18 protein-coding genes are annotated in these 25,149 nt (G+C 58.6%); 10 read left to right on the forward strand and 8 right to left on the reverse strand.

What is annotated here, in order from left to right:
• Positions 1-211 precede the first annotated feature (211 nt).
• The 4 genes from GE107_RS03095 to uraA form a co-directional block, all read right to left on the reverse strand.
• Entirely contained in the window at positions 212-1,198 is a 987-nt protein-coding gene (locus tag GE107_RS03095) for an ABC transporter ATP-binding protein (protein ID WP_219638033.1), read from the reverse strand.
• Between the two features lie 21 nt (positions 1,199-1,219).
• Positions 1,220-2,035, reverse strand: coding sequence for an ABC transporter permease (locus GE107_RS03100; protein WP_219638034.1), 816 nt, complete (start codon positions 2,033-2,035; stop codon positions 1,220-1,222).
• 6 nt (positions 2,036-2,041) lie between these two features.
• Positions 2,042-2,839 (reverse strand): ABC transporter permease, encoded by a 798-nt coding sequence (locus GE107_RS03105; RefSeq protein ID WP_219638035.1) that lies wholly within the window; start codon positions 2,837-2,839, stop codon positions 2,042-2,044.
• 323 nt (positions 2,840-3,162) lie between these two features.
• The gene (uraA, locus tag GE107_RS03110) at positions 3,163-4,452 is read right to left on the reverse strand and encodes a uracil permease (protein WP_370636226.1); all 1,290 of its coding nucleotides are present in this window, start codon (positions 4,450-4,452) and stop codon (positions 3,163-3,165) included.
• A 214-nt stretch (positions 4,453-4,666) separates the two neighbouring features.
• On the opposite strand from uraA, the gene GE107_RS03115 reads away from it, so the two are divergent.
• The 4 genes from GE107_RS03115 (at position 4,667) to GE107_RS03130 (ending at position 9,238) form a co-directional block, all read left to right on the forward strand.
• Entirely contained in the window at positions 4,667-6,868 is a 2,202-nt protein-coding gene (locus tag GE107_RS03115; protein ID WP_219638037.1) for a RelA/SpoT family protein, read from the forward strand.
• A 15-nt stretch (positions 6,869-6,883) separates the two neighbouring features.
• Positions 6,884-7,327 (forward strand): D-aminoacyl-tRNA deacylase, encoded by a 444-nt coding sequence (gene dtd, locus GE107_RS03120; protein ID WP_219638038.1) that lies wholly within the window; start codon positions 6,884-6,886, stop codon positions 7,325-7,327.
• Between the two features lie 155 nt (positions 7,328-7,482).
• Positions 7,483-7,665, forward strand: a complete 183-nt coding sequence (locus GE107_RS03125; protein WP_219638039.1) for a hypothetical protein — start codon at positions 7,483-7,485, stop codon at positions 7,663-7,665.
• Positions 7,666-7,705: 40 nt separating this feature from the next.
• Positions 7,706-9,238 (forward strand): coproporphyrinogen III oxidase, encoded by a 1,533-nt coding sequence (locus GE107_RS03130; protein ID WP_219638040.1) that lies wholly within the window; start codon positions 7,706-7,708, stop codon positions 9,236-9,238.
• A 39-nt stretch (positions 9,239-9,277) separates the two neighbouring features.
• Here GE107_RS03130 and GE107_RS03135 read toward each other — a convergent pair whose 3' ends face one another.
• Positions 9,278-13,801: a carbohydrate binding domain-containing protein gene (locus tag GE107_RS03135; protein ID WP_219638041.1), complete on the reverse strand. Its 4,524-nt coding sequence runs from the start codon at positions 13,799-13,801 to the stop codon at positions 9,278-9,280.
• A 242-nt stretch (positions 13,802-14,043) separates the two neighbouring features.
• The gene (locus GE107_RS03140) at positions 14,044-15,075 is read right to left on the reverse strand and encodes a LacI family DNA-binding transcriptional regulator (protein WP_219638042.1); all 1,032 of its coding nucleotides are present in this window, start codon (positions 15,073-15,075) and stop codon (positions 14,044-14,046) included.
• 697 nt (positions 15,076-15,772) lie between these two features.
• On the opposite strand from GE107_RS03140, the gene hisS reads away from it, so the two are divergent.
• Genes hisS through GE107_RS03160 form a run of 4 tightly spaced genes read left to right on the forward strand, consistent with a single transcriptional unit; the run spans position 15,773 to position 20,317 of the window.
• Positions 15,773-17,056, forward strand: coding sequence for a histidine--tRNA ligase (hisS, locus tag GE107_RS03145; protein ID WP_219638043.1), 1,284 nt, complete (start codon positions 15,773-15,775; stop codon positions 17,054-17,056).
• Positions 17,053-18,879: an aspartate--tRNA ligase gene (gene aspS / locus GE107_RS03150; protein ID WP_219638044.1), complete on the forward strand. Its 1,827-nt coding sequence runs from the start codon at positions 17,053-17,055 to the stop codon at positions 18,877-18,879. Before hisS ends, aspS begins: the two co-directional genes overlap by 4 nt.
• Before the next feature lie 21 nt (positions 18,880-18,900).
• Positions 18,901-19,665 (forward strand): tRNA threonylcarbamoyladenosine dehydratase, encoded by a 765-nt coding sequence (locus GE107_RS03155; protein WP_219638045.1) that lies wholly within the window; start codon positions 18,901-18,903, stop codon positions 19,663-19,665.
• Positions 19,658-20,317, forward strand: coding sequence for a YdeI/OmpD-associated family protein (locus tag GE107_RS03160; protein ID WP_219638046.1), 660 nt, complete (start codon positions 19,658-19,660; stop codon positions 20,315-20,317). The genes GE107_RS03155 and GE107_RS03160 overlap by 8 nt, the downstream gene beginning before the upstream one ends.
• Positions 20,318-20,492: 175 nt before the next feature.
• Here GE107_RS03160 and GE107_RS03165 read toward each other — a convergent pair whose 3' ends face one another.
• Together GE107_RS03165 and GE107_RS03170 are read right to left on the reverse strand one after the other, a co-directional pair.
• Entirely contained in the window at positions 20,493-21,149 is a 657-nt protein-coding gene (locus tag GE107_RS03165) for a DUF2642 domain-containing protein (RefSeq protein WP_219638047.1), read from the reverse strand.
• Positions 21,150-21,203: 54 nt separating this feature from the next.
• Entirely contained in the window at positions 21,204-22,016 is an 813-nt protein-coding gene (locus GE107_RS03170; RefSeq protein WP_219638048.1) for a hypothetical protein, read from the reverse strand.
• A 431-nt stretch (positions 22,017-22,447) separates the two neighbouring features.
• Between GE107_RS03170 and GE107_RS03175 the strand changes: the two genes are divergently transcribed.
• Both GE107_RS03175 and GE107_RS03180 read left to right on the forward strand, forming a co-directional pair.
• A complete protein-coding gene (locus GE107_RS03175) occupies positions 22,448-23,506 on the forward strand; it encodes a CotH kinase family protein (protein ID WP_219638049.1) in 1,059 nt (352 codons plus the stop codon).
• Between the two features lie 96 nt (positions 23,507-23,602).
• Positions 23,603-24,925, forward strand: coding sequence for a replication-associated recombination protein A (locus GE107_RS03180; protein WP_219638050.1), 1,323 nt, complete (start codon positions 23,603-23,605; stop codon positions 24,923-24,925).
• Positions 24,926-25,149: the final 224 nt, after the last annotated feature.

Consider the following 25,149-nt stretch of genomic DNA (forward strand, 5'->3'; position numbering starts at 1 on the left):
GGATGGCGATCCTGCGAAGGGGGACATAGGGGGATGGCGATCCTGCGAAGGGGGACATGGGGGGATGGCGATCCTGCGAAGGGGGACTTAGGGGGATGGCGATCCCGCGAAGGGGGACTTAGGGGGATGGCGATCCCGCGAAGGGGGACTTAGGGGGATGGCGATCCCGAGAAGGGGGGCATTGGGGGTTGGCGGAATTCCCGAAGGGGGCTTAGGCGCTCGGCCCCTTATAGACTTCCCGAATTGCGTCCTCGATGTCCGGTTCTTTCACGCTCAAATCCTGAATCGGCAGCTTGCGCGACAAGTCGGCGATCAATTCGGCGGCCGAGATTCGGCTTTTCTCGAACTGATACCACACCTTCAATCCTTCTTGCTTGACGATTTCCGCTGCCGGATGGGTCAAATCGTCACGGGGCTCCTGCAGGTCGATGACGAGCATCCGGCGCGGGGTCAGCTTGCCGATCAACGCGTCAATCGGCCCGTCTTCGACGACTTTGCCGTGATTGACGATGACAAGGCGGTCGCAAAGCTGCTCGACGTCATCGAGATCGTGCGTCGTGAGGATGACCGTTACGCCCCGAAGCCGGTTCATTTCCTTAATAAACGAGCGGATTGCGTGTTTGGCTTCCGCATCGAGTCCGATCGTGGGCTCATCCAGGAATAGCACGGAAGGGGAATGCAGCATGGCGGCCGCCAAATCTCCCCGCATCCGCTGACCGAGCGAAAGCTGCCGGACCGGCGTGTCGATGAATTCCTCCAACCGGAGCACGCGGCTAAGTTCGTTCAGGTTTTCTTCGTAGACGGAGACATCGATCTGGTAGATGCGACGGAGCAGCTCGAAAGACTCGCCGAGACGCAGGTCCCAATAAAGCTGGGTACGCTGCCCGAAGACGACGCCCAGCTTGCGCACGACGGCTTTGCGGTCCGCTTGCGGCGAAATGCCGCACACCCGGATGGAGCCGGAGGTCGGATGGAGGATTCCCGTGAGCATTTTGATCGTCGTGCTCTTGCCGGCTCCGTTCGGACCGATATAGCCGACGATTTCGCCGGGTTGGATCGAAAAGCTGATACCGTCGACTCCCCGCACGACCTTCTTGTCCGGAAACAGCAGCCCTTTGAGCGCTCCCCGCAATCCGCTCTCCTTTTTGGCGACCACGTATTCTTTGACGATGTCTTTGACCTCGATAACGGCTGCCATTTCTATCACCTCTCGTCCCTTTTAAGAACCGGAGCTTTCATAATGTTTCAGACCGCTTTTAAACAGCTGCTGCGAAAGCAGGAAACAGACGATGCCGACCGCAGGCGTCCATAGCGCCAGATCGAACGGAATTTGAAATCCGCTGCTTTTGCCGAGGAAACCGACCGCCGGGTAGAAGCTGATGAACCCGATCGGAATGACGAACGTAAATAATACTTGGATGACATACGGATAAATGCTGAGCGGATACATCGTCGCGCGCTCGAGCAAGGACAAGGCGAATCCGACCATGGACGCGTTTTTTTTGGTCCGGAAGGCGATCGTGCCCAATGCAATGAACAACGAGGCTCGGATCAGCACCCCGCCGATAAGGACGAGGATGAGCTTGATCATATTCGCGAACGTCCATTCGAACCCGACGAGGTGGCAGCCGTACAGAAATACGACGGTTCCCGGTATCAGGTCGATCAGCCCGATAAAGTTGAAATAACTCGAGACCAATTGAAAGAATACGTTCATCGGACGAAGCAGCAGCCTGTCGAACTGTCCGTTAATGACCATATTGTCAATATGCCACGTGTTGATGAACAAGACGACCATGATGCCGTGGCTGATCAATCCCAGCCCATAAACGAAGGCCAGCTCGGGAAAGTCCCATCCGTTCAGCGGCTGGAAGCGATCGACGAGGATTTTGAGCATCCAGATACCCGAGAAATATTGGATCGGAATCATGAGGAACCAACTGACGAGGAACAAGGGATATTCCAATTGTCGCTGGATGGCCAACCGGGCGAAGCAGACGGCAACCGAGCCGTAATGTCTCAATGTCTGCAACATCGCGTCTCAGCCCCCCTGGATCAACGTTTTGGTTTTCGTTTTTTTCCAAAACAGGACGACCGCCGCAAAGAGGATCCCGATCCATAATCCTTGCACCGCCATCGCTTGCAGCGCTTCCGATGTGCCGGCAGCGCCGATGTAAATGCCGATGGGCGTCTGATAGGTATACTGGAATGGGAGATATTTCGAAACGGTCTGCACCCCCTCCGGGAAAAACCAGAGCGGCACCAGGCTGCCGGACAGCACCCGGACGATGGCGTCCTTCACGCTGCCCATGTTGCCGAGCTCCATGACCCAGAATGCTACCAATCCGACGAGTGCGCTGAGCAGCCATAAGATCGCATAGCTGAACATGCAGCTTGGGATAAACAGGAGAAGGCCGGAGACGGAGTGCGGAAGCGGAAAGCCGAAAAACAGGGAGGCGAACACGATCAGGGGGATCGCTTTATTCACGAGAGCACTCGCCATGCTGCCCAAGTCGTCGGCGAGGTAACCGGCGAGCAGGGGAATCGGCCGGTACAAATCCGTGACGATCTGGCCTTCCCGGATTTTATAGTAGATCGTGTCTTGCACGCCGCACACGAATATGGATGCCAGAAGCACGGAAACGATGGTGTAGGTAACGATGTCTTGCAAGCCGATACCGCCCGATCGCACGACGCCTCCGCCGTACGCAGCCTTCCACAAGAATACGGAAGCGACGAGCAGGATCAGGTTGGACCCGATCGAAGCGAAAACTTCGAAACGGTAGGCTAGATTGGTTAGAATGCGCATTTTGGTGATATACGCGTAAGCCTGCAGCATGCTCTCCCTCCCATATCGCAATCGAGCTCGTGTAAATATTCCCAAGTATAAGAGAAATCCGATGGGGTGACAATGGAAAATTTGCTTCTCAAAAAAGAAAAACCGCCGTCTCCGCGAAAGTCAGGAGCAGCGGTTCTTTTGATCTTTCGGTTCTTTCGATCTGAAAGTCACTCGCAGGCGGAATAGCATCTCCCCGCACCTCAGTCCCCCTAGAGCTCCAAAACCCGAGTCGCGGGTGTCCGGAGGGCGCAGCGTCTCGGAATCCCCCTTCCGGGGAAGGGGGACTCAACGGGGATGGCGATCCCTTAGGGGGATGGCGAAACTCAATGTCCCGCTTCCCGGTCGTTCGAGAGCCCGCTGATTTCGAACAGCTTGAACAGCAGGCTGAGCACGATCGCGACGACGGTGGCGAGCGCCATGCCCGACAGCGAGAAGTCCCCGATCGTGATTTTCACGCCCGACAGCCCGGTGACGAGAACGACCGTCGTGAGCAGCAGGTTGGAGGGGCGTCCGTAATCCACCTTGGCTTCGACGAGCATCCGGAGGCCGGAGGCCGCGATGACGCCGAACAGCAGCAGCGATACGCCGCCCATGACCGGAACCGGAATTCCCTTCACGAGCGCCGAGAATTTGCCCAGGAAGGACAGCAGAATCGCGATAACCGCCGCACCGCCGATGACGAAGGTCGAATACACCCGGGTGATCGCCAGAACGCCGATGTTTTCCCCATACGTCGTATTCGGGGTGGAGCCGACGAACCCGGAAATCACGGTGGAGATCCCGTTGCCCAGCATGGAGCGGTGAAGACCGGGGTCCTTGGACAGATCCTTGCCCACGATGTTGCCCGTCACGATCAGATGGCCGATATGCTCCGCGATGACGACCAGGGAAGCGGGAACGATCGTCGCGATCGCCATCCATTTGAATTCGGGAGCGGTAAATGTCGGAGACGTAAAGAAGGAAGCCTCGCCCACTCCCGAGAAGTCCGTCATCCCCATCGCCCAAGCGAGCACGTAGCCGAATATGATGCCGAACAGGATCGGAATGATTTTCAGAAACCCGCGGAACACGACGGAACCGATGACGGTGACGGCCAGCGTCGCGGTCGACAGCAGGATCTGATCGGGGTTCGGCGTCCAATCCGGCTTGCCGTCCGATATCCAGCCTGCCATGCGGGCTGCGACCGGAACGAGTTCGAGCCCGATGACCGAGACGATGGCGCCCATGGCCGCGGGGGGAAATACGACCCCGATCCATTTCGTGCCGGCGAAGCGGACGAGGAGCGCGACGGCAATAAACACGAGACCGGCCGCGATGAATCCGCCGAGTGCGGCCGGATAGCCGAGTCCGGGCGCTTCGGCCGTTCCGATGACCGCGCCCGCGGGCGCGATGAAGGCGAAGCTCGAACCCAAGTAAGCCGGGATACGGCCCTTGCAGATCCAAATGTACAGCAGCGTGCCGATGCCGTTCATGAGCAGGCAGACCGCGGGATCCACGCCGAGCAAAGACGGGACCAGTACGGTCGAGCCGAACATCGCGAACAGGTGCTGAAGGCTCAGAAACCAACTCGCGCCGAGCGGCGGCCTTTCGTGTACTCCGATTTCTCTTTTCACAAGTGATCCTCCCACAGCGTCATATCGAAAAGTCTTTCCCATCTTACATCTTTTGACAACGTTCGGGTAGGTAATCGTCTTCCAGCGGTTTCTTGCGTCCCGCAGGCCGTTCCGCGAGCGTCGACGGTTGACGGTTCCCGCCGCCAAGAGGCATAATGGAAGGAATATCTCATGGGGAACTCTCGGTGGACAGCCACCGGAAAGGATAGAAGAAATGGGCATCGAGCAGCTTCTCGAAAAAGCTTCTTCCTATATGAAAGATCAGGATCTGAAGCGGATACGGGACGCCTATGAATTCGCGGAGGAAGCGCATCGCGGACAGACGCGCAAATCCGGAGAACCTTACATCCTGCATCCCGTCGCGGTAGCCGAAATCATGGCGGGCATGCAAATGGACGTCGTGACGGTCGAGGCGGCTCTGCTGCACGACGTCGTCGAAGACACGAACGTGACGGTGGAAGATTTGCAGGCGCGTTTCGGCGAGACGCTGGCGGGGCTCGTCGACGGCCTCACCAAGCTCGAACGCATCCAATTCCGCTCCAAAGAAGAGCAGCAGAACGAGAACTACCGCAAAATGTTCGTGGCGATGGCCAACGACATCCGCGTCATTCTCATCAAGCTTGCGGATCGGCTCCATAACATGCGCACGCTGAAGTTCCAATCCGAGGAGAGCCAGCGCCGCATCGCGCACGAAACCCTCGAAATCTATTGCCCGATCGCCCACCGGCTCGGGATCAGCACGATCAAGTGGGAAATGGAAGACATCGCGCTCCGTTTCCTGAACCCCCAGCAGTACTACCGGATCGCCCATTTGATGAAAATGAAGCGCGCCGAACGGGAGAATTATATCGGGGAACTGATCTCGAAGATCCAGGAGAAGCTCAGCGAAATGGGCATCCAGGGCGATCTCAGCGGCCGTCCGAAGCATATTTACAGCGTGTTTAAGAAAATGACGACGCGCAACAAGCAATTCGACGAGATTTACGATCTTCTCGCGATCCGGATCCTCGTCGACAACGTGAAGGACTGCTACGCGACGCTGGGCATCATCCATACGCTGTGGAAGCCGATGCCGGGGCGCTTCAAGGATTACATCGCCATGCCGAAGGCGAACATGTACCAGTCCCTGCATACGACCATCGTAGGCCCGAACGGCGAACCGACCGAGGTGCAAATCCGAACGTACGAAATGCACCGGACGAGCGAGTTCGGGATCGCCGCCCACTGGGCTTACAAAGACGGTAAAGAGCAGGGCGTCGTGCCGGGCAGCTTCGGGGAGAAAATGAACTGGTTCCGCGAAATCATCGAGCTGCAGCAAGAGACGCGGGACGCGGCCGAATTCATGGAATCGCTCAAAATGGATTTCTTCACCGACCTCGTCTTCGTCTTCACGCCGAAGGGCGAGGTGTTCGAGTTGCCCGCGGGCTCCGTCCCGCTCGATTTCGCGTACCGGATCCACACGGAGGTCGGCAACCGCACGATCGGCGCCAAAGTCAACGGAAGGATCGTGCCGCTCGACCACAAGCTCAAGACCGGAGATATCGTGGAAATCCTGACGTCCAAGCATTCCTACGGACCGAGCCAGGACTGGCTCAAGATCGCCCAATCGTCCCACGCGAGGGCCAAAATCCGCCAGTGGTTCAAGAAGGAGAAACGCGAGGAGAACGTCGCCAAAGGCCGGGACATGCTCGAACGGGAGCTGCGGAGGATCGGACTTGAACCGCCGGAATGGATGACCGAAGACAAGCTGCAGGAGGTCGCGCGAAAATTTACGTTCCACGACGCGGAGGACATGATGTCCGCGATCGGCTTCGGCGGCATCACCGCGGCTCAGATCTGCACCCGCCTGACGGAGAAGCTTCGCAAGGAAGCCGAGGAAGCGCAGCAAATCCAGCTGACTTCCGAAGTCAAGGAATTGAAGCCGAACGCGGGAGCGGCTGCCGCCATGCGCAAGCGGCCTACCCATGGCGTGCGGGTGAGGGGCGCCGACAACCTGCTCGTCCGTTTCGCCAGGTGCTGCAATCCCGTTCCGGGAGACGACATCACCGGGTACATCACCCGCGGCCGGGGCGTATCCGTCCATCGGACGGATTGCTCCAACATCCCGGCGGCGGCGGAAGGCGAAGAAGCGGCCCGCGTCATCGAGGTGGAATGGGAGGATGCCGTCGAAGCGAATTACAGCGTGGAAATCGAAATTCTCGGCCATGACCGCCGCGGTTTGCTGAACGAGGTGCTGCAGGCCGTTTCGGAGAGTAAGACGAATATTTCGGCCGTATCGGGACGGTCGGACAAAAACAAGATGTCGATCATCCATATGACCATTCTCATCCGCAACAAGGACCATCTGGCATCGGTCGTGGAGAAGATCAAGCGGGTCAAGGACATTTTCTCCGTTCAGCGGATGATGCAAGGATAGAATCGGAGGTACATCGTGAAAGTAGTCGTTCAGCGGGTGTCGCAAGCGAATGTCAAAGTCGAGGGGCAAACGGTCGGCGAAATCGGTCAGGGGCTTCTCCTGCTCGTCGGCATCGGACAGGAGGACGAGGAGTCCGATCTGGTCTGGATGGCGGACAAATTAACGGGGCTGCGGATTTTCGAGGACGCGGACGGAAAGATGAACCTGTCGGTGACGGACGTCGGAGGGGCGATTCTGTCGGTTTCCCAGTTCACGTTGTACGGCGATTGCCGCAAAGGCAGACGTCCCAATTTCATGGGAGCGGCGCGTCCCGAGACGGCAGAGGCGATGTACGAGCGGTTCAACGGAATGCTCGGAGAACGCGGCGTACCGGTCGAAACCGGGCGATTCGGCGCCATGATGGACGTTGCGCTCGTGAACGACGGTCCGGTGACGCTGATCGTGGACAGTCGCGGCTGACGGTTGAAAGGCCCCGTTCCGAATCGCATGTTTTGTTGAAGGATCATGTCGACAGCCGTTCCTGGAACGAATTGCAAGGCTGCCATCGTTTGCGGACGCTTCGGCGCGGCCATACTAAATGTCGGGAAACTTTGGGATACCGGAGGATGAACGGCATGCGGCAATCGCGCAAAGAAGCGAAAATCGAACGGATGGCCAGGGAAGGCATGAATCCCGAGCGCAGGGAAGCGATGGCGTTTCCCGAGTCGCCGGGAACGGAGTTCGCGGAGGAGTGGGGAAACGGCCCTGCGGCAGGCACGCGCAACGGCAGACGCCAGCCTCCGGGCGGGCGGGGATAGACCGGCGAACGACGGGCCGGGAGAGGGGAAGAAAGTCGAAATGAAAATCCATCTGAGAGCGGCCGATCCTTCCAACGAGCGGGCGCTTTGCCACATTGTGCCGCTGTTTTACGAGAATCCGGAGGTGACCTTCGGAACCGAAAGCAAGCCCGATGCGGACATCGAAATCGAACTATCCCATGAAGAGAAGGACGGCGAGGCGTTCGCGTGGGCCAAGCTGCGGACGGCGGGAGTCGATCGGCATACGTCCGAACGGTCGGGCCGTTTCGAGCGGAATGCCTCGCCGGAAGAGCGCCGCAAAGCCGTTCGGCTGGCCGCGAGCCGCGCGCTCGTTGACGTGCTGACTCGGGAGTCCGGTCTGGTGCAGCCATGGGGGATTCTGACCGGCGTGCGGCCGACGAAGCTGCTCCACGACGGGCTGCGCCGGGGGCAGCCGAGGGAAGAGGTTCGGCGGACGCTGCGGGAGGAGTATCTGGTCACGGACGAGAAAATCGCGCTTATGGAACGGATCGTGGACCGGCAGCTGTCTTCTCTCCCGGATTTATACGACCTGCGCGAAGAAGTGAGCGTCTACATCGGTATTCCGTTCTGTCCGACCAAGTGCGCGTATTGCACGTTCCCCGCTTATGACATCAACGGTCGGCAGGGCTCGGTAAACGGGTTCCTGCACGGACTGCATGAAGAAATCCGCGTCATCGGGGGATGGCTGCGCGACCATGGGGTTCGAATCACGACCGTTTATTTCGGAGGCGGCACGCCTACAAGCATTACGGCCGAGGAGATGGACAGGCTGTATGCCGAGATGCACGCATCGTTCCCGGACGTGGACCGCATCCGGGAGCTGACCGTGGAAGCGGGCCGCCCGGATACGATTACGCCGGAGAAGCTGGACGTGCTGAAGAAATGGAATATCCACCGGATCAGCATCAATCCCCAGTCTTACATCCAGCAAACGCTCGATGTGATCGGACGCCATCATACCGTGCAAGAAACGATCGACAAGTTCCGGCTGGCCCGGTCATCGGGCATGAATAACATCAACATGGATCTCATCATCGGGCTGCCCGGCGAGGGACCGGAGCATTTCGCGTTTACGCTGGCCGAGACGGAGAAGCTCATGCCGGAATCGCTCACGGTGCACACGCTCAGCTTCAAGCGGGCATCGGAAATGACGCAGCATCGGGGCGAAGAGAAATTCCGGGTGGCGACGAGGGAGGAGATCGGCCGGATGATGGAGGACGCGACAAGGTGGACGGAGGAGCACGGGTACGGGCCTTATTATTTGTACCGGCAGAAGAACATCCTGGGCAACCTCGAGAACGTCGGATACGCGCTTCCAGGCATGGACAGCCTGTACAACATTCTCATCATCGAGGAGATGCAGTCCATCGTCGGACTCGGCTGCGGGGCGACGAGCAAATGGGTGGACGCGCGGACGGGCGAAATCTCGAGGCTCGCGAATCCCAAGGAGCCGAAAGCTTATATCGACACGTACCGGAAGTACATCGACTTGAAGCTGGCGGAGCTGGAGAAGTGGAACGCTTCGCGGCGGCAGGGCATCACGGTCGGTTAAAGAGCAATCCCCTTCGGTTGTCCGAAGGGGATTGCTTCGTCATGAAGGAAGTTCGGTCAAGCTGACGTTGTCGATGAAAATGCTATGGGACGTGAAGTTTTCTCCAGGCACGTTATTGCTGCCAAGCAGGAACTGCAGAAGCGCGTTCGGATCCGTTGCGCCCGTGACGGTGAAATCCCAGGAGAACGTCTGGGGAACCGTCGACAAATTCACGGTTTGCGTAGTCAAATGGAATCCGGAATCACCGCGTTTGATTTCGACAAGCACCGGCTTTGCCAGAGTGGAGCTGGCTTCGAAGGAGAAACGGTACGTTTTGCCGGTTTCCAGCAGCAAGCCGTTCTGATTCACGATGGTGGACCACTGGAACCAGCCGTCGTAGTTCGGAAAATGGACCTTGAGCCGTTGTTCGTCCACCGAAATCGCCGCATTCGATCCGTCCGCCGTGCCGAGCGACCATCCGCTCGTATCCGAATCGAACGTTCCGTTTCGGAGGGCGTGCCCTTCCGCCGGAGGCAGCGTCACCTCCACCAGACTGATGTTGTCGAAGTAGACGTCGTGCGCCTCGGAAATCGTTTGGCCGTTAATCGCGCCGAGCAAGAAATTGACATGGGCTCCGCTGTCCGTCGCACCCGCGGTAAAGGTGTAGCTGTACGTTTTCATGCCGCCGGTCAAGGAAAGCGGCCGCAAGTCGAGATATTTCGCGTAGTCTCCGCCTTTGTGCTCGACCGTCACCTGGATGTCCCGGTTCACACTCGATCTGGCGTCGAAAGTGAGCCGATAGCTTTTGCCCTGCTCGACCGCGATATTCTCCCAATCGATCTGTGCCGACCAGAATTCCGGCCCGCTGCCGCTCAAAGCGGCTTTCATTTCCCCGTTCGCCGCAGCAAGGGTTCCGCTCACGCCTTGGAAATCCGCGAAGAAGGACGTCCAACCGCTGACTCCGGTGTCGAACGCGCCGTTAGGAAGCTTGTTGTCAAGCATAACCGACAGCTTCGGTTCGACGACAACATTGTCGATATAGACGGCATGAGTTACCGAAGGAGCGCCGCCGGGAACGTTGCCAAGCAGGAACTTGAGCGAAACCGTCTCGTTTCCGGCTTTCGTAAATTCAAAGCGGTAACGCTGATTGCCCGGCGTCAAGTCTACCGTTTGGTCGAAGGAGCGTTGATAAGCGCTGTTCTCGAGGATGACTTCCATTGTGCGGTTCACGGTCGACCGCGCGTCGAACTCAACCGCGTATTGGACGCCGCCCGACACGGTTAAACCGTCCTGCAGCAACATGACGCTCCAGGGATTGATGCCGACGGAGCCGATGGTCAGCCGGGCTTCGGATTGATACACCGAAGATGCAACCGTTGCGCCATCCATGCCAATCGTTTGCCATGGTGCCATTCCTGCGTCGAACTGTCCATTTTGCAGCGGGAACTTGACGACGGAAGGGTCCAGGTATGCGCTGGTCCGGACCATTTTGATATTATCCAATTGGATTTCGCCCGAAGAACCTCCGAGTTTCAGCACCAGTCGGGCCGCATTCGTGGTTGCGCCGTTCATCGTGAAGGAAACGACACTTTCCGAGCCGGCAGCGGTTAAGTTGACGGATTCGGAGGCGTACACTTGCGTCCCGTCCTGGCTAAGTAAAACGGCTTCGACCGGCTTGGCGGGCGTCGCGCTTCCCTCAAAGGTAAGCCGGTACCGTTGGTTCTGTATCAACTGAATTCCATTTTGTACAAGCCGGATTTGACCGGAATCGGAGCCGCCGTTCGTTACGCTCACTTTCAGCTTGCGCGCAGCGGGATCGACGGATGCATTCGCTGCGGCGCCGCCCGAGGCGAGCAAATGCCAATAGACCAAACGATCCGCTTTCTGCAGGCTGTACGGATCTCCGAGATCGAACGTTCCGTTGTAAATATGGTTTCCGTCGCCGAGCGGCGTTTTGGGAAGATCGTGATCGAAGGCAATGCCTTCGATTTCGACTAATTTCACTTTGCCAATCCACACCGGCTTTGTGTTCGTGCCCACGTTGAACTCGATGCGCGCCGCATTGTCCGAATCCTGCTTCATCTGGAACGACATTTCGTAAGTTTGAAAATCGCCGGTGAGACTGGCGTCAAGCGAAGGAGAGTAGGCCGAGAATCCGCGAGCCGATCCTCCGGTCACCTTGACGTTCATGCTTCTTGCCGAGTCTGACTTCGCCTGGAAGGATAACTTGTAATAACGTCCTTTGGCCAGTGATACGATCGCTTTGGGCTGCACGGAATAGAGCTGGCTTCCGCCAGACGAGATGTTGACTTTGGCATACCGGGTATCGTCGATCGTATCGATCGTTACGTTCCCCGCGCCGCCTTCGCCGTTGAACAGCTCCCAGTGCGCGGTTCCCGGAATGCCCATGCCCGCGTCGCCTTCGATGTTTTCCGTGTAGTCGGCGTTATAAACGAGATCCTTGTCGATGCCCTGGGGCAGGTTGGCGCCAGGCAAGTAGTTTTCCCTGGGAATGGCCACCGGCACCGGATCCCGATACGGACGGCCCGTCAGTTCGTAGACGCGGACATAGTCGATTTCCAGCGTGCTCGGGAATGGCGTCTCCGGCGTCGGATTTCCGTCGAAATTGCCGCCGACCGCGAGGTTCATGATCAAGTGGAATTCTTGGTCGAACGGAGCGGGGTACGCAAAGTTCGCCGGATTGCCGTCGCCTTTGCTGTACCAATCGTTCTTCGTCGAGTAGAGCAGGCCGTCGACGTACCAGCGGATTTCGCCGGGCTCCCATTCGATGGAATAAGTATGGAAGTCATGGGTCGTACTGTTGGCGAACGTATACTCCTTGCCGGAATAAGTGTTGCCGGGCCATTGCCGGCCGAAGTGAATCGTGCCGGCGATATCGTGCGGACGGCTGCCCCAGCCTTCCATGATGTCGATTTCGCCGGACGCGGCCCAGGTGCCGTAAACGTTGTTCTCGGGGAGCATCCAGATGGCCGGCCACAAGCCTTTCCCCGTCGGAGCTTTTGCGCGAATTTCGAATTTGCCGTACTTCTTGGCGAAAAGGCCTTTCGTTTTGATCCGCGCCGAAGTGTAATCGAAGCCTTCGTATTTCTGCGGTTCTTTGCGCGCGGTGATCAAGAGCTTGCCTTCCTGCTCCTTCACGTTTTCCGGACGATTCGTGTAGTATTGAAGCTCGTTATTGCCCCATCCCGGGTTGCCGACGGAAGCGCCGTTTGTCGTGTCGTACGTCCACTTGGCCGGATCGATGGTGCCGTCGTTAAACTCGTCGCTCCACACGAGCGTCCATGGATCGGAAGGCGTCGTCGGCGTTCCGCCGTTCCCTCCGGTTGCGGGCGGAATCGGCGTTATCGCAACGGGCACTGGTTTGCCGTTGTGCCGCAGGCCGTCTGCCTTGTTGTCGATTTTCTCGACTTTGCCCGTGCCTTCAATGGAAGACTGGCCGGCGTTCGGCGTCGCGGTCAAATGCTTGACGACAGCGCCTTCTTCCAGCACCAGCCTCACTCGGCTGTCCAGCGTCAACTCGTCCACGGTGCCGCGGACGATGACGGTGGCCGGTCCGTTGCCGGAGGCGTCCGGCACGACGGTCACCCGGTCGAAGCTGCCTTCGACGATGGCGCCGGACTGCACTTTTGCTTCGCTGACGCCGCTGTTGCCCGTCACGAGGACGCGGACTTTGTCGTCGGGCTTGTCGATGTTCATCCGCGTCAGCTTCGAATCGGCGAAGGTGACCGTGTTTTCGCCGCCGCCTTCAACGAACGCGGTACCTTTGACGGTGACATTGGTGAAATCCGCATCCCCATCGCCGACTCCCGGCGTGACATACAGGTTGCCTTCGATTAACGCGTCTTTGATAGCTGCACCCGGCGCCGTGACGACAACATTGCCAACCGGGGTTGCGGAGGTGGCAGTGCCGGCTTTGTTTACCAGCAAGCCAATCAATCGATCGAGCAAGGCGGCGATTTCGGCACGGGTGATCGGCTGATTCGGACGATAAGTGCCGTCCTCGAAGCCTTTCAGGTAGCCGCGGGAAGCGAGGGCCGCAATGCTGTCCCGCGTGCCGGCATCAAGGCTGCCGATGTCGCTGAACTTGGCGGCGTCTGCCGTTTGCGGCACGTCGAACCGGAATAGATCGTTGAGCGCATTTGCGGCGTCGGCGCGGGAAACTTTCGCGTTCGGCTGGGCCAGCCCGTGCGCGTCCAGCTTCAAGTAACCGGCGGCGATGGCAGTCGCGATTTCCGTTTGAGCCCAGCTTCCGGGTTTCACGTCGGGATATGAGGAAGCGTTTTCAACGGCGGGCAAGCCGAAGGTCCGGTTCATGAGGGAAGCGAATTCAGCGCGCGAAATCCCGGTAGAAGGGCGGAAGGTGCCGTCCGGGTAACCCCTGATCACGCCGGCTTGCTGCCATCGGTAGATCGCTCCTGCTGCCCAATGAGCGGCGGTGACATCCTTGGCGGCGGGAGCGGGCGCCTCCTTCGTTGAAGCGCTTACAGAGCCGGCAAACAAGGAAAACGTCATGATGCTTGCCAGCAATGCCGCGCAAGATGATCGGTACCTAATGAATCGCATGGGCTCATACTCCTTTCAATGTCCGTTTTGAGTTGGATATTGCAGGATCGATTTATTGCAGACATCGCCTCCTTGTGACGAGATGGGGTTGGATGAAGCACGTGGGACAAAGAAGTCGGGGAAATACTTGGTTGCATGGCGATGTCCCTCGTGAGACATGAAACAAATAAAAATGTCTCTCGTGGGACATTTGGAAACAATTTAACAATAGCGACAACAGGAAGCACTTGTCAATCGATTCTTCAAACGGTGCGGCACGATTCCCGCTCGACCAGCTCCGCGGTAAACCGTCGGTCGGGGTCGCCCCCCTCGCGTGACGCCGATTCTTCCAGCATTCGGATCATCCGTTCCGCCAAGTTTTCCGCCATTAGAACGCGGGGCACCCGCATGGTCGTCAGCGGGGGATGCGTGTATTGCGAAATCAGCAGGTCATCGAATCCGAGAATGGAAATCCGCTCGGGGACGGGAATCCCGTTCTTGATAAGCGCCTTGAGCGCACCGTAGGCCATGAGGTCGTTGGAGCAAAATAGCGCGCGAGGCAAGTCGCCGGCTGCGATCCACCGCTCGACAGCTTGTACTCCGTCTCCTTCGACGAATTGACCGTAATGGATCCGGGATTCCGGAACCGCGATGCCGCGTTCGGCTGCGGCTTCCAGGAAACCCCGCAGCCGCTCGGCAGCTGCGGCATTGGACAGGTCTCCCGTGACGATCGCCAGGTCCGTATGGCCGAGATCCATCAAGTACGTTGCGGCTTCCCGCGCGCTGGCGCGATTGTCGAACGCGGGGTAAGGAATAGGAGACGTATGGGGGGAAATGTTGCCGGGATCGAAAACCCCGATCAGGAATCCGGCATCCGTCACGCGATCGACGATCGATTGCACGTTCGACCAGCTGACGATAATGCCGGCGTCCGCGATTCTTTGCTTGTATACGCTGAGCAGAGGCTCCGGGTTCGAGACGTCCAACGTCGTGATGAGCGTCTTGTAATTCTTCGCGGTGCATTCGTTTACGATGCCGCCGATTACGGCCCCGAAGTAAAGGTCGTCCGTGTGCAGCTCGTATTGCAGCTTGTTCTGAACGATAAATACGGCGATCGTTCTCGTTCTTCTGGCGGATAAATTACGGGCGGTCTCGCTCGGCTCGTAATGGTTGTCCTCCATGATCCGTTCGATTCGGGCTTTCGTTTCGGGCCTGACGCTCGGCGATCCGTTGAGGACTCGTTGCACGGTTTTTCGCGAGACACCCGCCATTCGGGCGATGTCGAAAATGTTCATGTGGAAACGTCCGATCTTCCCTCAAAGTTGGTTTCGTTACCTCAAGTCTAGCCATTCCGCCTCTAAGGGTCAACGAAAAACGGTTTTGTAACGCAATTGTAATGCCTTCTTCACGCGCGTTTAAAACAAATGGACTAGGATAAAGAAGACCCCCTTTTTCTTATAGATTTATGTTGGGCCTGCCGAATTGACGGCAGGTTCTTTTCTTTGGTACAATATAAGGCAATTGTATCCTGCTCCAGATTCGATGACGGGAACGAGTACTCCGCCCCCAAGCCCCCAGAGAGGAAAGTCCTCTGCTAACCGAGTGCGGCGAGCGCCGCTGGCTATCGGTTGCAGTATGGCTGCAAGCTTTCCGGCGATGAGCGGACGAACGACCTCCCCGAGAACCCGATGCGAACGGTCCGATTGGGACCCAGTAGTTTCGAGGCGTCCACCGGGCGTTACCCGGCAATGAAGAGCGACAACCGCGCGGACCGCGGGGGGTCGAACCACGGGTGGTACCGCGGAAGCAGACGACGCTTCCGTCCCAGACATGAACGTTTGGGGCGGAGGCTTTTTTTGATCATTCAGAATTTATAAGTTTCACGCTTATTCATTTCTGAATGATCTTCGATAAAAACGACATTCTATGTCCCTTCAGGACGACGAAGTCGTTTTTACTTGTATCTTTGGTTATTCGGAAAGGATGAAGATCATGGCGTTTCAGAAGCCTCCGGGCACGCAGGACGTGCTTCCCGGCACGGTCGAGGTCTGGCAGTACGTGGAGAAGACGGCGAGGGACATCTGCAGGCGTTACCGCTATCGGGAAATCCGCACGCCGATATTCGAGACGACCGAGCTGTTCCAGCGCGGGGTCGGGGAAACGACGGACATCGTCGAGAAGGAGATGTACACGTTCACGGACCGCGGCAACCGCAGCATGACGCTGCGGCCGGAAGGCACGGCGGGCGTCGTCCGTTCCTACGTCGAGAACAAATTGTACGGAGAGCCGGACATCGCCAAGCTGTACTACATCGGCCCGATGTTCCGCTACGAGCGGGCGCAGGCCGGCCGTTACCGCCAGTTCCACCAGTTCGGGGTGGAGGCGATCGGCTCGGAGGATCCGGCCCTGGACGCGGAAGTGATCGCCCTGGGGTACCAATTCTACAAGGAAGTCGGATTGTCCGGCATCACGGTCGAGATCAACTCGGTCGGAACGCCGGCGATCCGGGCGGCATTCCGCACCAAACTCCTCGAATTCCTGGAACCCATGCGCAGTGAGCTGTGCAAGGACTGCCAGTCGAGGATGGACCGCAATCCGCTGCGGGTGCTGGACTGCAAGACGGACCAGGACAAATTCGACGGCGCGCCCTCCATTCTCGACAGCTTGGACGAGGCTTGCACGGCGCATTTCGCGCGTGTGAGGGAGTGTCTGGATGCGATGAACATTCCGTACCGGGTCAATCCGCGGATGGTGCGGGGGCTCGATTATTACACGCACACCGCTTTCGAATACAAGGCGCAAGGCATCGGCTCGATCGACACGATCGGCGGCGGCGGCCGCTACAATGGGTTGGTGGCCGAAATCGGCGGGGACGACCGTCCGGGCGTCGGGCTTGGGCTCGGACTGGAGAGGACGATGCTGCTGCTCGAGAGCCAGAATGTCAAGCCGGAGATCGAAGCGGGCGTAGACGTTTATCTGATCGGCTTCGGCGAGCGCGCGGAGCGGGAGCTGCCCGGGCTCGTCCAGTCGCTGAGGAGGGGCGGCCTGTCGGCGGAACGGGATTATCAGGGACGCAAGCCGAAGGCGCTGTTCAAGGCAGCCGACCGGGCGGGCGCGCGGTACGCGGCCATTCTCGGCGACGACGAGCTGGAGCGCGGGGAAATCGGACTGAAAAACTTAGCGACGGGCGAGCAGGTGCAGGTAGCGCTGGCCCGATTGGCCGAAAGCGTAAAAACGATCATAACCGAACAGAAAAAGGGGAACGAAAACCAATGATGCTCAAAAACCACGATTGCGGAACGCTGTCCAGACAACAGGTAGGAGAAACCGTCGTCCTGAACGGATGGGTGCAAGGCTGGCGCGATTTCGGCGGCATCCTGTTCATTGACCTCCGGGACCGCACCGGCATCGTTCAGATCGTCTTCAATCCGGCGTTCTCCGGCGAGGCGCTGGATATCGCGAGCCGGGCGCGCAACGAGTACGTGCTCGCCGTCAAGGGGAAAGTCGTCGACCGCGATCCCGAAACGTACAACCCGAACATTGCGACCGGCGAAATCGAAGTCCAGGTGACCGAAGTGGAAATCCTGAACGCCGCCAAAACGCCTCCGTTTCCGATCGAGGACGGCGTCGAAGTCGACGAATCGCTCCGCCTCAAGTACCGCTATCTCGACCTTCGCCGCCCGGAAATGCAGAAGACGCTGCTGCTTCGCTCCAAGGCGACCAAGGTGTTCCGCGATTACCTCGACGAGAACGGGTTCATCGATGTCGAGACGCCGATTCTGACGCTGAGCACGCCGGAAGGCGCGCGCGACTACCTGGTGCCGAGCCGCGTCCATCCGGGCGAGTTTTTCGCCCTGCCGCAGTCTCCCCAGCTGTTCAAGCAGCTGCTCATGGTCGGAGGACTGGAGCGGTACTACCAAGTGGCGCGCTGCTTCCGCGACGAAGATTTGCGCGCGGACCGGCAGCCGGAGTTCACGCAGGTGGACATCGAGACGTCGTTCCTGTCGCAGGACCAGCTCCTCGGCATGATGGAGGACCTGATGGTCCGGTTGTTCCGGGAAACGATCGGGGTGGACATCGAGGCCCCGTTCCAGCGGCTTACGTACCATGACGCGATCCACAAGTACGGCTCCGACAAGCCGGATTTGCGTTTTGGCCTGGAGATCGAAGACGTCACCGACATCGTCAAGAACAGCGAGGTCAAGGTGTTCGCTTCCGTAGCCGCGTCCGGCGGGGTCGTCAAGGCGCTCAACGCCAAGGGCTGCGCTTCCTGGAGCCGCAAGGAGCTCGACGACCTGCAGCCGTTCGCGGCGCGGTACGGCGGCAAAGGTATCGCATGGATTACGGTGAAGGACGGCGAATGGCGCGGCCCGATCGTGAAATTCTTCAAGCCGGAAGAAATCGCCGCGCTGACGGAGAAGCTGCACGTCGAAGAGGGAGACCTGCTTTGTTTCTCTGCCGATAAGCTCAAAACGGCAGCGGACGTCATGGGCAATCTGCGGCTGAAGGTCGGGCGAGATCTGGGCCTGATCGACAACAACGCTTACAAGTTCCTGTGGGTCGTCGATTTCCCTCTGCTCGGCTGGGACGAGGAAGGCAAGCGCTGGGTGGCGGAGCATCATCCTTTCACCCGCCCGCGCGACGAAGACTTGCCTCTGTTCGACACCGATCCGGGCGCGATCCGCGCGCAAGCGTACGACATCGTGCTGAACGGCTATGAGGTGGGCGGGGGCTCCATGCGGATTTTCCGCCGCGAAGTGCAGGAGAAGATGTTCAAGGCGCTCGGCTTCTCGCCGGAGGAAGCGAAGGAGAAGTTCGGCTTCTTCCTCGATGCGTTCGAATACGGCACCCCGCCGCACGGGGGCATCGCGTTCGGCCTGGACCGGCTCGTCATGCTGCTGGCCGGCCGCACGAACCTGCGCGAGACGATCGCGTTCCCGAAGACGGCGAGCGCGACCGACTTATTGACCGACGCGCCTTCGAAGGTAACGGAGCGCCAGCTGGAGGACCTGCACATCCGGCTGTCCGCCAAGGCGATCGCCGCCCAGCAGAAACAATCGGGGGCCGCGGCGGCTCCCGAAACGGCCGTCCAGTCTTAAGCAAAGGAGCGGGATCGTACGATGCTTCATCAATTCTCCCGGACGGAGCTGGCCATCGGCCCGGAAGGGCTCGAGATCCTGAAAGGCAGCACGGTGGCGGTGCTGGGCATCGGCGGGGTGGGATCGATTGCCGCGGAAGCGCTGGCGAGGACGGGCGTCGGTCGGATCGTGATGATCGACAAAGACGTCGTCGACATCACGAACATCAACCGCCAGATCCACGCCCTGACAACGACGGTCGGCCAGCCCAAAGCGGATTTGATGCGCGACCGCATTCTGCTGATCAACCCGGATTGCGACGCGGTGTCGCTTCGGATGTTCTATACGGAAGAAACGGCGGAAGAGCTGTTCAAGTATCCGCTGGATTACGTGATCGATGCTTCCGATACGATTTCGTATAAGATCCATCTGATCAAGGAATGCCTGAAGCGGGAGATCCCGATCATCTCCAGCATGGGCGCCGCGAACAAGATGGACCCGACGAAGTTCCAGGTGGCCGATATCTCGAAGACGACGATGGATCCGATCGCCCGCGTCGTCCGCCAGAAGCTGCGCAAAGACGGGATCAAGAAGGGCGTCAAGGTCGTGTTCTCGACCGAGGAGCCGATGAAGCCGCGGGAAGACGTTACGCAGCGCATCGTACCGGAGAATGCGCCCAAAGAAATCCGCAAAGCCCAGCAGCCGCCGGCGAGCAACGCGTTCGTGCCCCCCGTTGCCGGGCTGATCATGGTCAGCGTCGTCATCCGGGAGCTGCTGGAGCGCAAAGGGGCGGAATCCCATGGATGAAGCGCTGGTCAAGAAACTGAGGCTGCCGGCCGGCGGCAGGATCGCCGTCCTGGAACCTCCCGAAGGGTACTTGGCTTCCGTCGGACTCGGGACGGACGAGACGCGGCTCGATGCGGACGCCGCCGCCGGTTCCTACGACTTCGTACAGGTTTTCGCCCGGAATTCCGCCGACGTGCAGCGGCTCGCCCCGGCGGCTATCCGCGCGGTGAAGCCGGACGGGCTGCTCTGGATGTGTTACCCGAAAGGAACGTCCAAGCTGAAAACCGACATCAACCGGGATACCGGCTGGAAACCGGTGTCCGATGCGGGCTGGGAGGGCATCGCCCTTGTCTCGCTTGACGACACCTGGTCGTCGATGCGGTTCCGTCCCGCCTCGGCCGTCGGCAAGACGCGGCCGTCCCCGGCCGAACGCCGGGCTGCCGCAGCGGACAGGCCGACCGCGGCTCCCCTGGAGACGCCGGAAGATTTGCGCCGTGCCCTAGACACCGTGCCGGAAGCCGCCGCCGTTTTCGACAAGCTGGCCCCCTCCCACAAGAAGGAATATATCTCCTGGATCGTGGAAGCCAAGAAGGCGGAAACGCGCGCCTCGCGGATCGAGAAGGCGGTGGACAAGCTCGGCAAAGGCTTGAAACGTCCCTCGGACAAGGGATAGTCGGGAAAAGGACGAGTTTCGCACCCGGTTTCCCTCTAATCGCACGTCCTCGTCCCAACGACGCAAATGAATGTGAACTTTTCCGTCTATTTTCCTCCATCACGCAAAGCCCTCCATGACCGGAAGGTCAGGAGGGCTTTGCGTTGCTGTTGAGACCCGTTTTTCGGAAGACCGTTCAAGGCTTGTGAATCGTCTTGACGTGGTCCAGGTGGATGAACGTGCTGGCGCCGTCGGCCGTCACGAGCTCGAGCAGGTTGCCCGATACCGATTTGAGCAGGCCGATTTTGCCGGGTTGTTCTCCCAGGTCGAGGACGATGAACTCGCCTTCGAATTTTTTAAGCTGCTGGTCGAACGTCCGGGCCAGGGAAGCCGTCGTCGGGTTTACCGGAAATTTCTCCTGTTCCAGCGCGTAGGGGGTTGTCTGGTCGTCGTAGGGGATCAAAGTTTTCAGGTGGCGCATGGAGACGTAGAGAGAACGGTACATGGGAGAGTAGAAAACGAAAAAGTCGTTCATGATGCTGGTTACGTAGCCGTGCACGGATTGATTGCCGGTGATATAGACTTCGGAGAACATCCCTTTGGCGTTCATCAGCACTTTGCGGTAGGACAGGTCCGCCGCCCCTTCCAGAGGTGGCTCTGGTGGCGATCCGAAGTTGGACTCCGATGCGGGGCAGCGGGTCAGTTGCTGCAGATGGACGAGCGGCACGTAGAGAAATTGAGCCCCGTTATGGAGAACGAGAATGTCGTTACCCAGGTCGATCAGGATGCCTTTGACGGGGGCTCGGCTTCCGGAAACGATGAGCTTTACGGGGTGTTTCAAGTACATTTCCATAGCTCGGCGGAACACCTCCTTTGCAACGCATCGAGATTAACGGTCGCTAGGCCGTTAGTTTCTGTTGCGTTTGCCTCCGGATTTGTTCTTGCTGCTTTTTTTGCTGCTTCTTCTGCTGTTCTTGCCGTCGTTTTTGCTGTTTTTGTTGCTGTCTTTGTTCTTATTGTTGTTATTATTGTTGTTGTTGTTGTTGTTGTTGTTGTTGTTATTGTTGTTATTATTGCTTTTCGTCGACAAGCAGATCGATTTGATGTGGTACACCGGAACGCGGACGTATTCGCGGTCGTTCGTGATCATGAGCATGAAGTCGGTTCCGGTTTCGGCCAGGAAGCCTTCGACTTTGTCCGGTCCGTTGTTGATTTGGACGAACTGCTGGCGCATTTCGCTCAAGACGCCGGAGAAACTGCTGGCCGAGATGTAGCTTACGTTCGCGAAACCGTTGTCGCCGCCGTTATTGTTGTTGTTTTTGCTGCCGCCTTCCGAAATGCTTTTGACGTGTCTTGCGTTCACGTAGTAGACGACGTTGTTATTGCTGTTGTTATTGTTGTTGTTATTGTTGTTGTTATTGTTATTGTTGTTGTTGTTGTTGTTGTTGTTGTTGTTGTTGTTGTTGTTGTTCGAGGAAACGAGGACGATGACGTCTCCGTTGACCGCGAGCAGCGTGCCTTCGATGCTGTCGGGGCCTCCGCGGTTTACTTTGACCGAGCGTCCGATCCATTGCTTGGCTTCGACTTGGACGCTGGTGCTTCTGTTCATGCTGGAGCTTCTGTTCATGCTGGTGCTTCTGTTCATGCTCCTGCTGCTGGAGCGTTGCGGCTCCCGGTATTCCAGATTATGCACCGGGTATTGCTGGCCGTTATAAAACATAGTTCAGTCTCCTTCCGGATCATAGGTTGTAACGCGGCGCGAGCCGCCTGCGGGAATGCGCCTGCCGGACGAGCCGGACCTGCTTGTATGACTTGAGCGAACGTATGGCCTGCGCGAATGTTCCTCGGGATTGGTCCCTCCTTTACACTTGCGGGGGAAGTGAATTTATACTTCATTTCTATGTGTGCCCGGAAAAAAGAGATACGGTTGGTTGTCCGATACTGTCGCAAAAATCCGCTAAACGGCATATGAAAATACCCCCTCCTGCGGAAGTCCGTCGGGGCACCACGGATACGAACCCATTTCCCGCGGCGCGGACCGAAACGCCGGCCCCGATCTAGACGTTTGCCGTTTCCGCCTTTACCGGCAGGACATACGCTGAAGCACTTGGGTGATAAAGCGTCAGTCACGGGAGGAAGGCGGATAACGGAATGGCATTACCGGTCAGAACGCTTAAACTCAGCGAATCAGCCGACAGAGAGCTCGAGAGGAATCTCTGGACCGACCGATACGTTACGTGCGCGATGAGGGTGAACGGACAAACGGAGCGGACGATGGTCCGGTACCGGGGCGGACACACCCGCGAATATCCGAAGCGGTCCTACGATGTCGTCCTTGGAGGGGAAACCTACCATTACAACGCGGAGTTCGACGATCCTTCCATGATCCGAAACGCGCTTTCTTTCGCCTTTTTCCCGATGCTGGGCGTTCCCGCGCCCCGATGCCGGCACGTGCTGCTGTATCGCAACGGCGATCCGCAGGGCGTGTACCTGGAAATCGAAAGCGTGGGCAAACGGTTTTTCCGGCGGCGGGGGATCGGCGCGCTTTCCCTTTTTTACGCGGTGAACAACAATGCGAATTTCGGGCTCTACCGCCATAACTCGGAAAGCCCGAAGTCTTCCTTGCTGTCCGGATACGAGTACCGGTTCGGCGGAGAGGAGGAGCGCAAACGGTTCGCGTCCTTCATCCGGAGCGTCAACAACACGGATGAGCGGCTGCCTGCGGCCGGCCTGAGCAGAAGCTTGGACGTCGACAATTATTTGCGATGGCTCGCGGGTGCGGTGCTGACCGGCAATTACGACGGCTTCGAACAGAATTACGCCGTTTATCGACATAGCCGAACGGGAAAGTACCGGATCATCCCCTGGGATTACGAGGGTACCTGGGGACGCAATTGTTACGGGCAAATCCAGGACGACGACCTCGTGCCGATCCGCGGGTACAACGAGCTTACGAGAAGGCTGTTGGACTATCGCCCTTATCGGCGGATGTACCGCGACATTCTGATCCAAGCGCTGAAAGGGCCGTTCACGGAGAGGAAGATCATGCCGATCGCGAACAAAATGCTGTCCGAGCTGAGTCCCCATGTCCGCCAGGACGTGTTGAGCCGGTGGTCGTATTCCGAATTTCTCGGTGAAGCGGAGCTGATCCGGCGGCATATCCGCGTCCGAAGGGAAATCGTGACCCGGGAGCTGGATGGGCTTTTGTGAGGGCACGGCGCCGCTTGAGGGAACGTGCGTTCTTATCCGCCTTCCGATGCCGGGATCTTTCTGCTATGATGGGGTAGAGAGAAAGGCGGGAGAAGGATGGACTTGTTCAGCTACCGCGCGGAAACGGAGCCGCGCAGCCGGCTGCTGGCGGACCGGATGCGGCCGGAAACGATCGAGGAGTATATCGGACAGGACCATATCGTCGGTCCCGGCAAGCTGCTGCGCCGGGCGATCGAACGGGACGCGGTCACCTCGATCCTGCTCTTCGGTCCCCCGGGCTCGGGGAAAACGACGCTGGCCCATATCGTATCGAAGCGGACCGAAGGCGACTTCGTCCGGTTGAACGCCGTGGACGCGTCCGTCAAGGACGTGCGCGAAGTGATCGAGCAGGCCGAGCGGAACAAAAACATGTACGGCCGCAAAACGATCCTGTTCCTGGACGAGGTGCACCGGTTCAACAGCGCCAGACAGGACGCGCTGCTGCCGGCCGTCGAGAAGGGCATCATCGTCTTCATCGGCGCGACGACGGAGAATCCGTTCCATTCGGTGAACGGAGCCCTGCTGTCGCGCTCCACGTTATTCCGGCTGCAGCCGCTCACCAGGGAGCATTCGCTCATCGCCATGCGAAGGGCCCTCGCCGATCCCGTCAAAGGGCTCGGCTTCATGAAGCTGTCGGTCGACGAAGAGGCGCTCGAACATATCGCATCCATGGCGAACGGCGACATCCGGCGGGCGCTGACCGCGCTCGAGCTCGCCGCCGTCACGACGCCTTCGGAGCCGGACGGAAGCGTCCGCATCACGCTGGACATTGCCGAAGAATCGATCCGCCAGCCGACGGTGATCGCAGACGAGTCGACGCAGTACGATGTGCTCTCCGCTTTCCATAAGAGCGTAAGGGGATCCAGCGACGCGGCGCTATACTGGTTTCTCTACGCCGTCGAGAAGCTCGGCATGGATCCGATGACATTCCTGCGGCGGCTTACAGTGGCCTGCAGCGAGGATATCGGACTTTCCAACCCGCAGGCGCTCGTGCAAGCCGTCAGCGCCATGGAAGCATATCATCGTATAGGGTGGCCGGAATCGAGATATATCGTTGCCCAAGCCATCCTGTTCGCGGTGGAAAGTCCGAAATCCAACGCGATCGCGCTGGCGGTCGGCAACATCATGTCGGCCTTCGAGGAAACGAAGTCCGCGGAAGTGCCGCTTCACCTTCGGGACGCGCACTACAGCGGAGCGAAGATGCTCGGGCACGTCGGCTACCGTTACCCTCACGATTATCCCGGGCATTACGTCGAACAGCAATATTTGCCGGACAAGCTGCGGGAACGGGTGTTTTACGAAGCGACGGAGCAGGGAATGGAGGACAAAATCCGCCAAAATCAGGCCAAGCGCCGCGGGCGGAACGGGACGGAGAAATAGCCTGTACGCGTGGCGTTGCCGATGCGAACTTCGCTCATCGGCTTCAGACCTCCATTTCGGGCGTTCTCACCGGAAATTTCGGCATAGGGAGCAAGCTGGCGCGAATACAGATGGGTACTACGGCGTTTTGCGCAGGCAATCGCCGTTTGACGGAGAACATCAAAACGACTAAGCTAGAATAAAGTTTCTTTCCCTTTTTCCATATTTATCTTTTTTCTTCAACA

Source organism: Cohnella sp. CFH 77786 (assembly GCF_019400745.1).
Taxonomy (GTDB): domain Bacteria; phylum Bacillota; class Bacilli; order Paenibacillales; family Paenibacillaceae; genus Cohnella.

Excerpts from the sequence above, each read along its gene's own strand:
- GE107_RS03165 (WP_219638047.1), bottom strand. The coding sequence starts at position 21,149 with ATGGAAATGTACTTGAAACACCCCGTAAAGCTCATCGTTTCCGGAAGC.
- GE107_RS03160 (WP_219638046.1), top strand. The coding sequence starts at position 19,658 with ATGGATGAAGCGCTGGTCAAGAAACTGAGGCTGCCGGCCGGCGGCAGG.
- GE107_RS03125 (WP_219638039.1), top strand. The coding sequence starts at position 7,483 with ATGCGGCAATCGCGCAAAGAAGCGAAAATCGAACGGATGGCCAGGGAA.
- GE107_RS03135 (WP_219638041.1), bottom strand. The coding sequence starts at position 13,801 with ATGCGATTCATTAGGTACCGATCATCTTGCGCGGCATTGCTGGCAAGC.
- GE107_RS03155 (WP_219638045.1), top strand. The coding sequence starts at position 18,901 with ATGCTTCATCAATTCTCCCGGACGGAGCTGGCCATCGGCCCGGAAGGG.
- GE107_RS03140 (WP_219638042.1), bottom strand. The coding sequence starts at position 15,075 with ATGAACATTTTCGACATCGCCCGAATGGCGGGTGTCTCGCGAAAAACC.
- GE107_RS03105 (WP_219638035.1), bottom strand. The coding sequence starts at position 2,839 with ATGCTGCAGGCTTACGCGTATATCACCAAAATGCGCATTCTAACCAAT.
- aspS (WP_219638044.1), top strand. The coding sequence starts at position 17,053 with ATGATGCTCAAAAACCACGATTGCGGAACGCTGTCCAGACAACAGGTA.
- GE107_RS03100 (WP_219638034.1), bottom strand. The coding sequence starts at position 2,035 with ATGTTGCAGACATTGAGACATTACGGCTCGGTTGCCGTCTGCTTCGCC.
- GE107_RS03175 (WP_219638049.1), top strand. The coding sequence starts at position 22,448 with ATGGCATTACCGGTCAGAACGCTTAAACTCAGCGAATCAGCCGACAGA.
- GE107_RS03115 (WP_219638037.1), top strand. The coding sequence starts at position 4,667 with ATGGGCATCGAGCAGCTTCTCGAAAAAGCTTCTTCCTATATGAAAGAT.
- GE107_RS03130 (WP_219638040.1), top strand. The coding sequence starts at position 7,706 with ATGAAAATCCATCTGAGAGCGGCCGATCCTTCCAACGAGCGGGCGCTT.
- GE107_RS03170 (WP_219638048.1), bottom strand. The coding sequence starts at position 22,016 with ATGTTTTATAACGGCCAGCAATACCCGGTGCATAATCTGGAATACCGG.
- GE107_RS03095 (WP_219638033.1), bottom strand. The coding sequence starts at position 1,198 with ATGGCAGCCGTTATCGAGGTCAAAGACATCGTCAAAGAATACGTGGTC.
- hisS (WP_219638043.1), top strand. The coding sequence starts at position 15,773 with ATGGCGTTTCAGAAGCCTCCGGGCACGCAGGACGTGCTTCCCGGCACG.
- GE107_RS03180 (WP_219638050.1), top strand. The coding sequence starts at position 23,603 with ATGGACTTGTTCAGCTACCGCGCGGAAACGGAGCCGCGCAGCCGGCTG.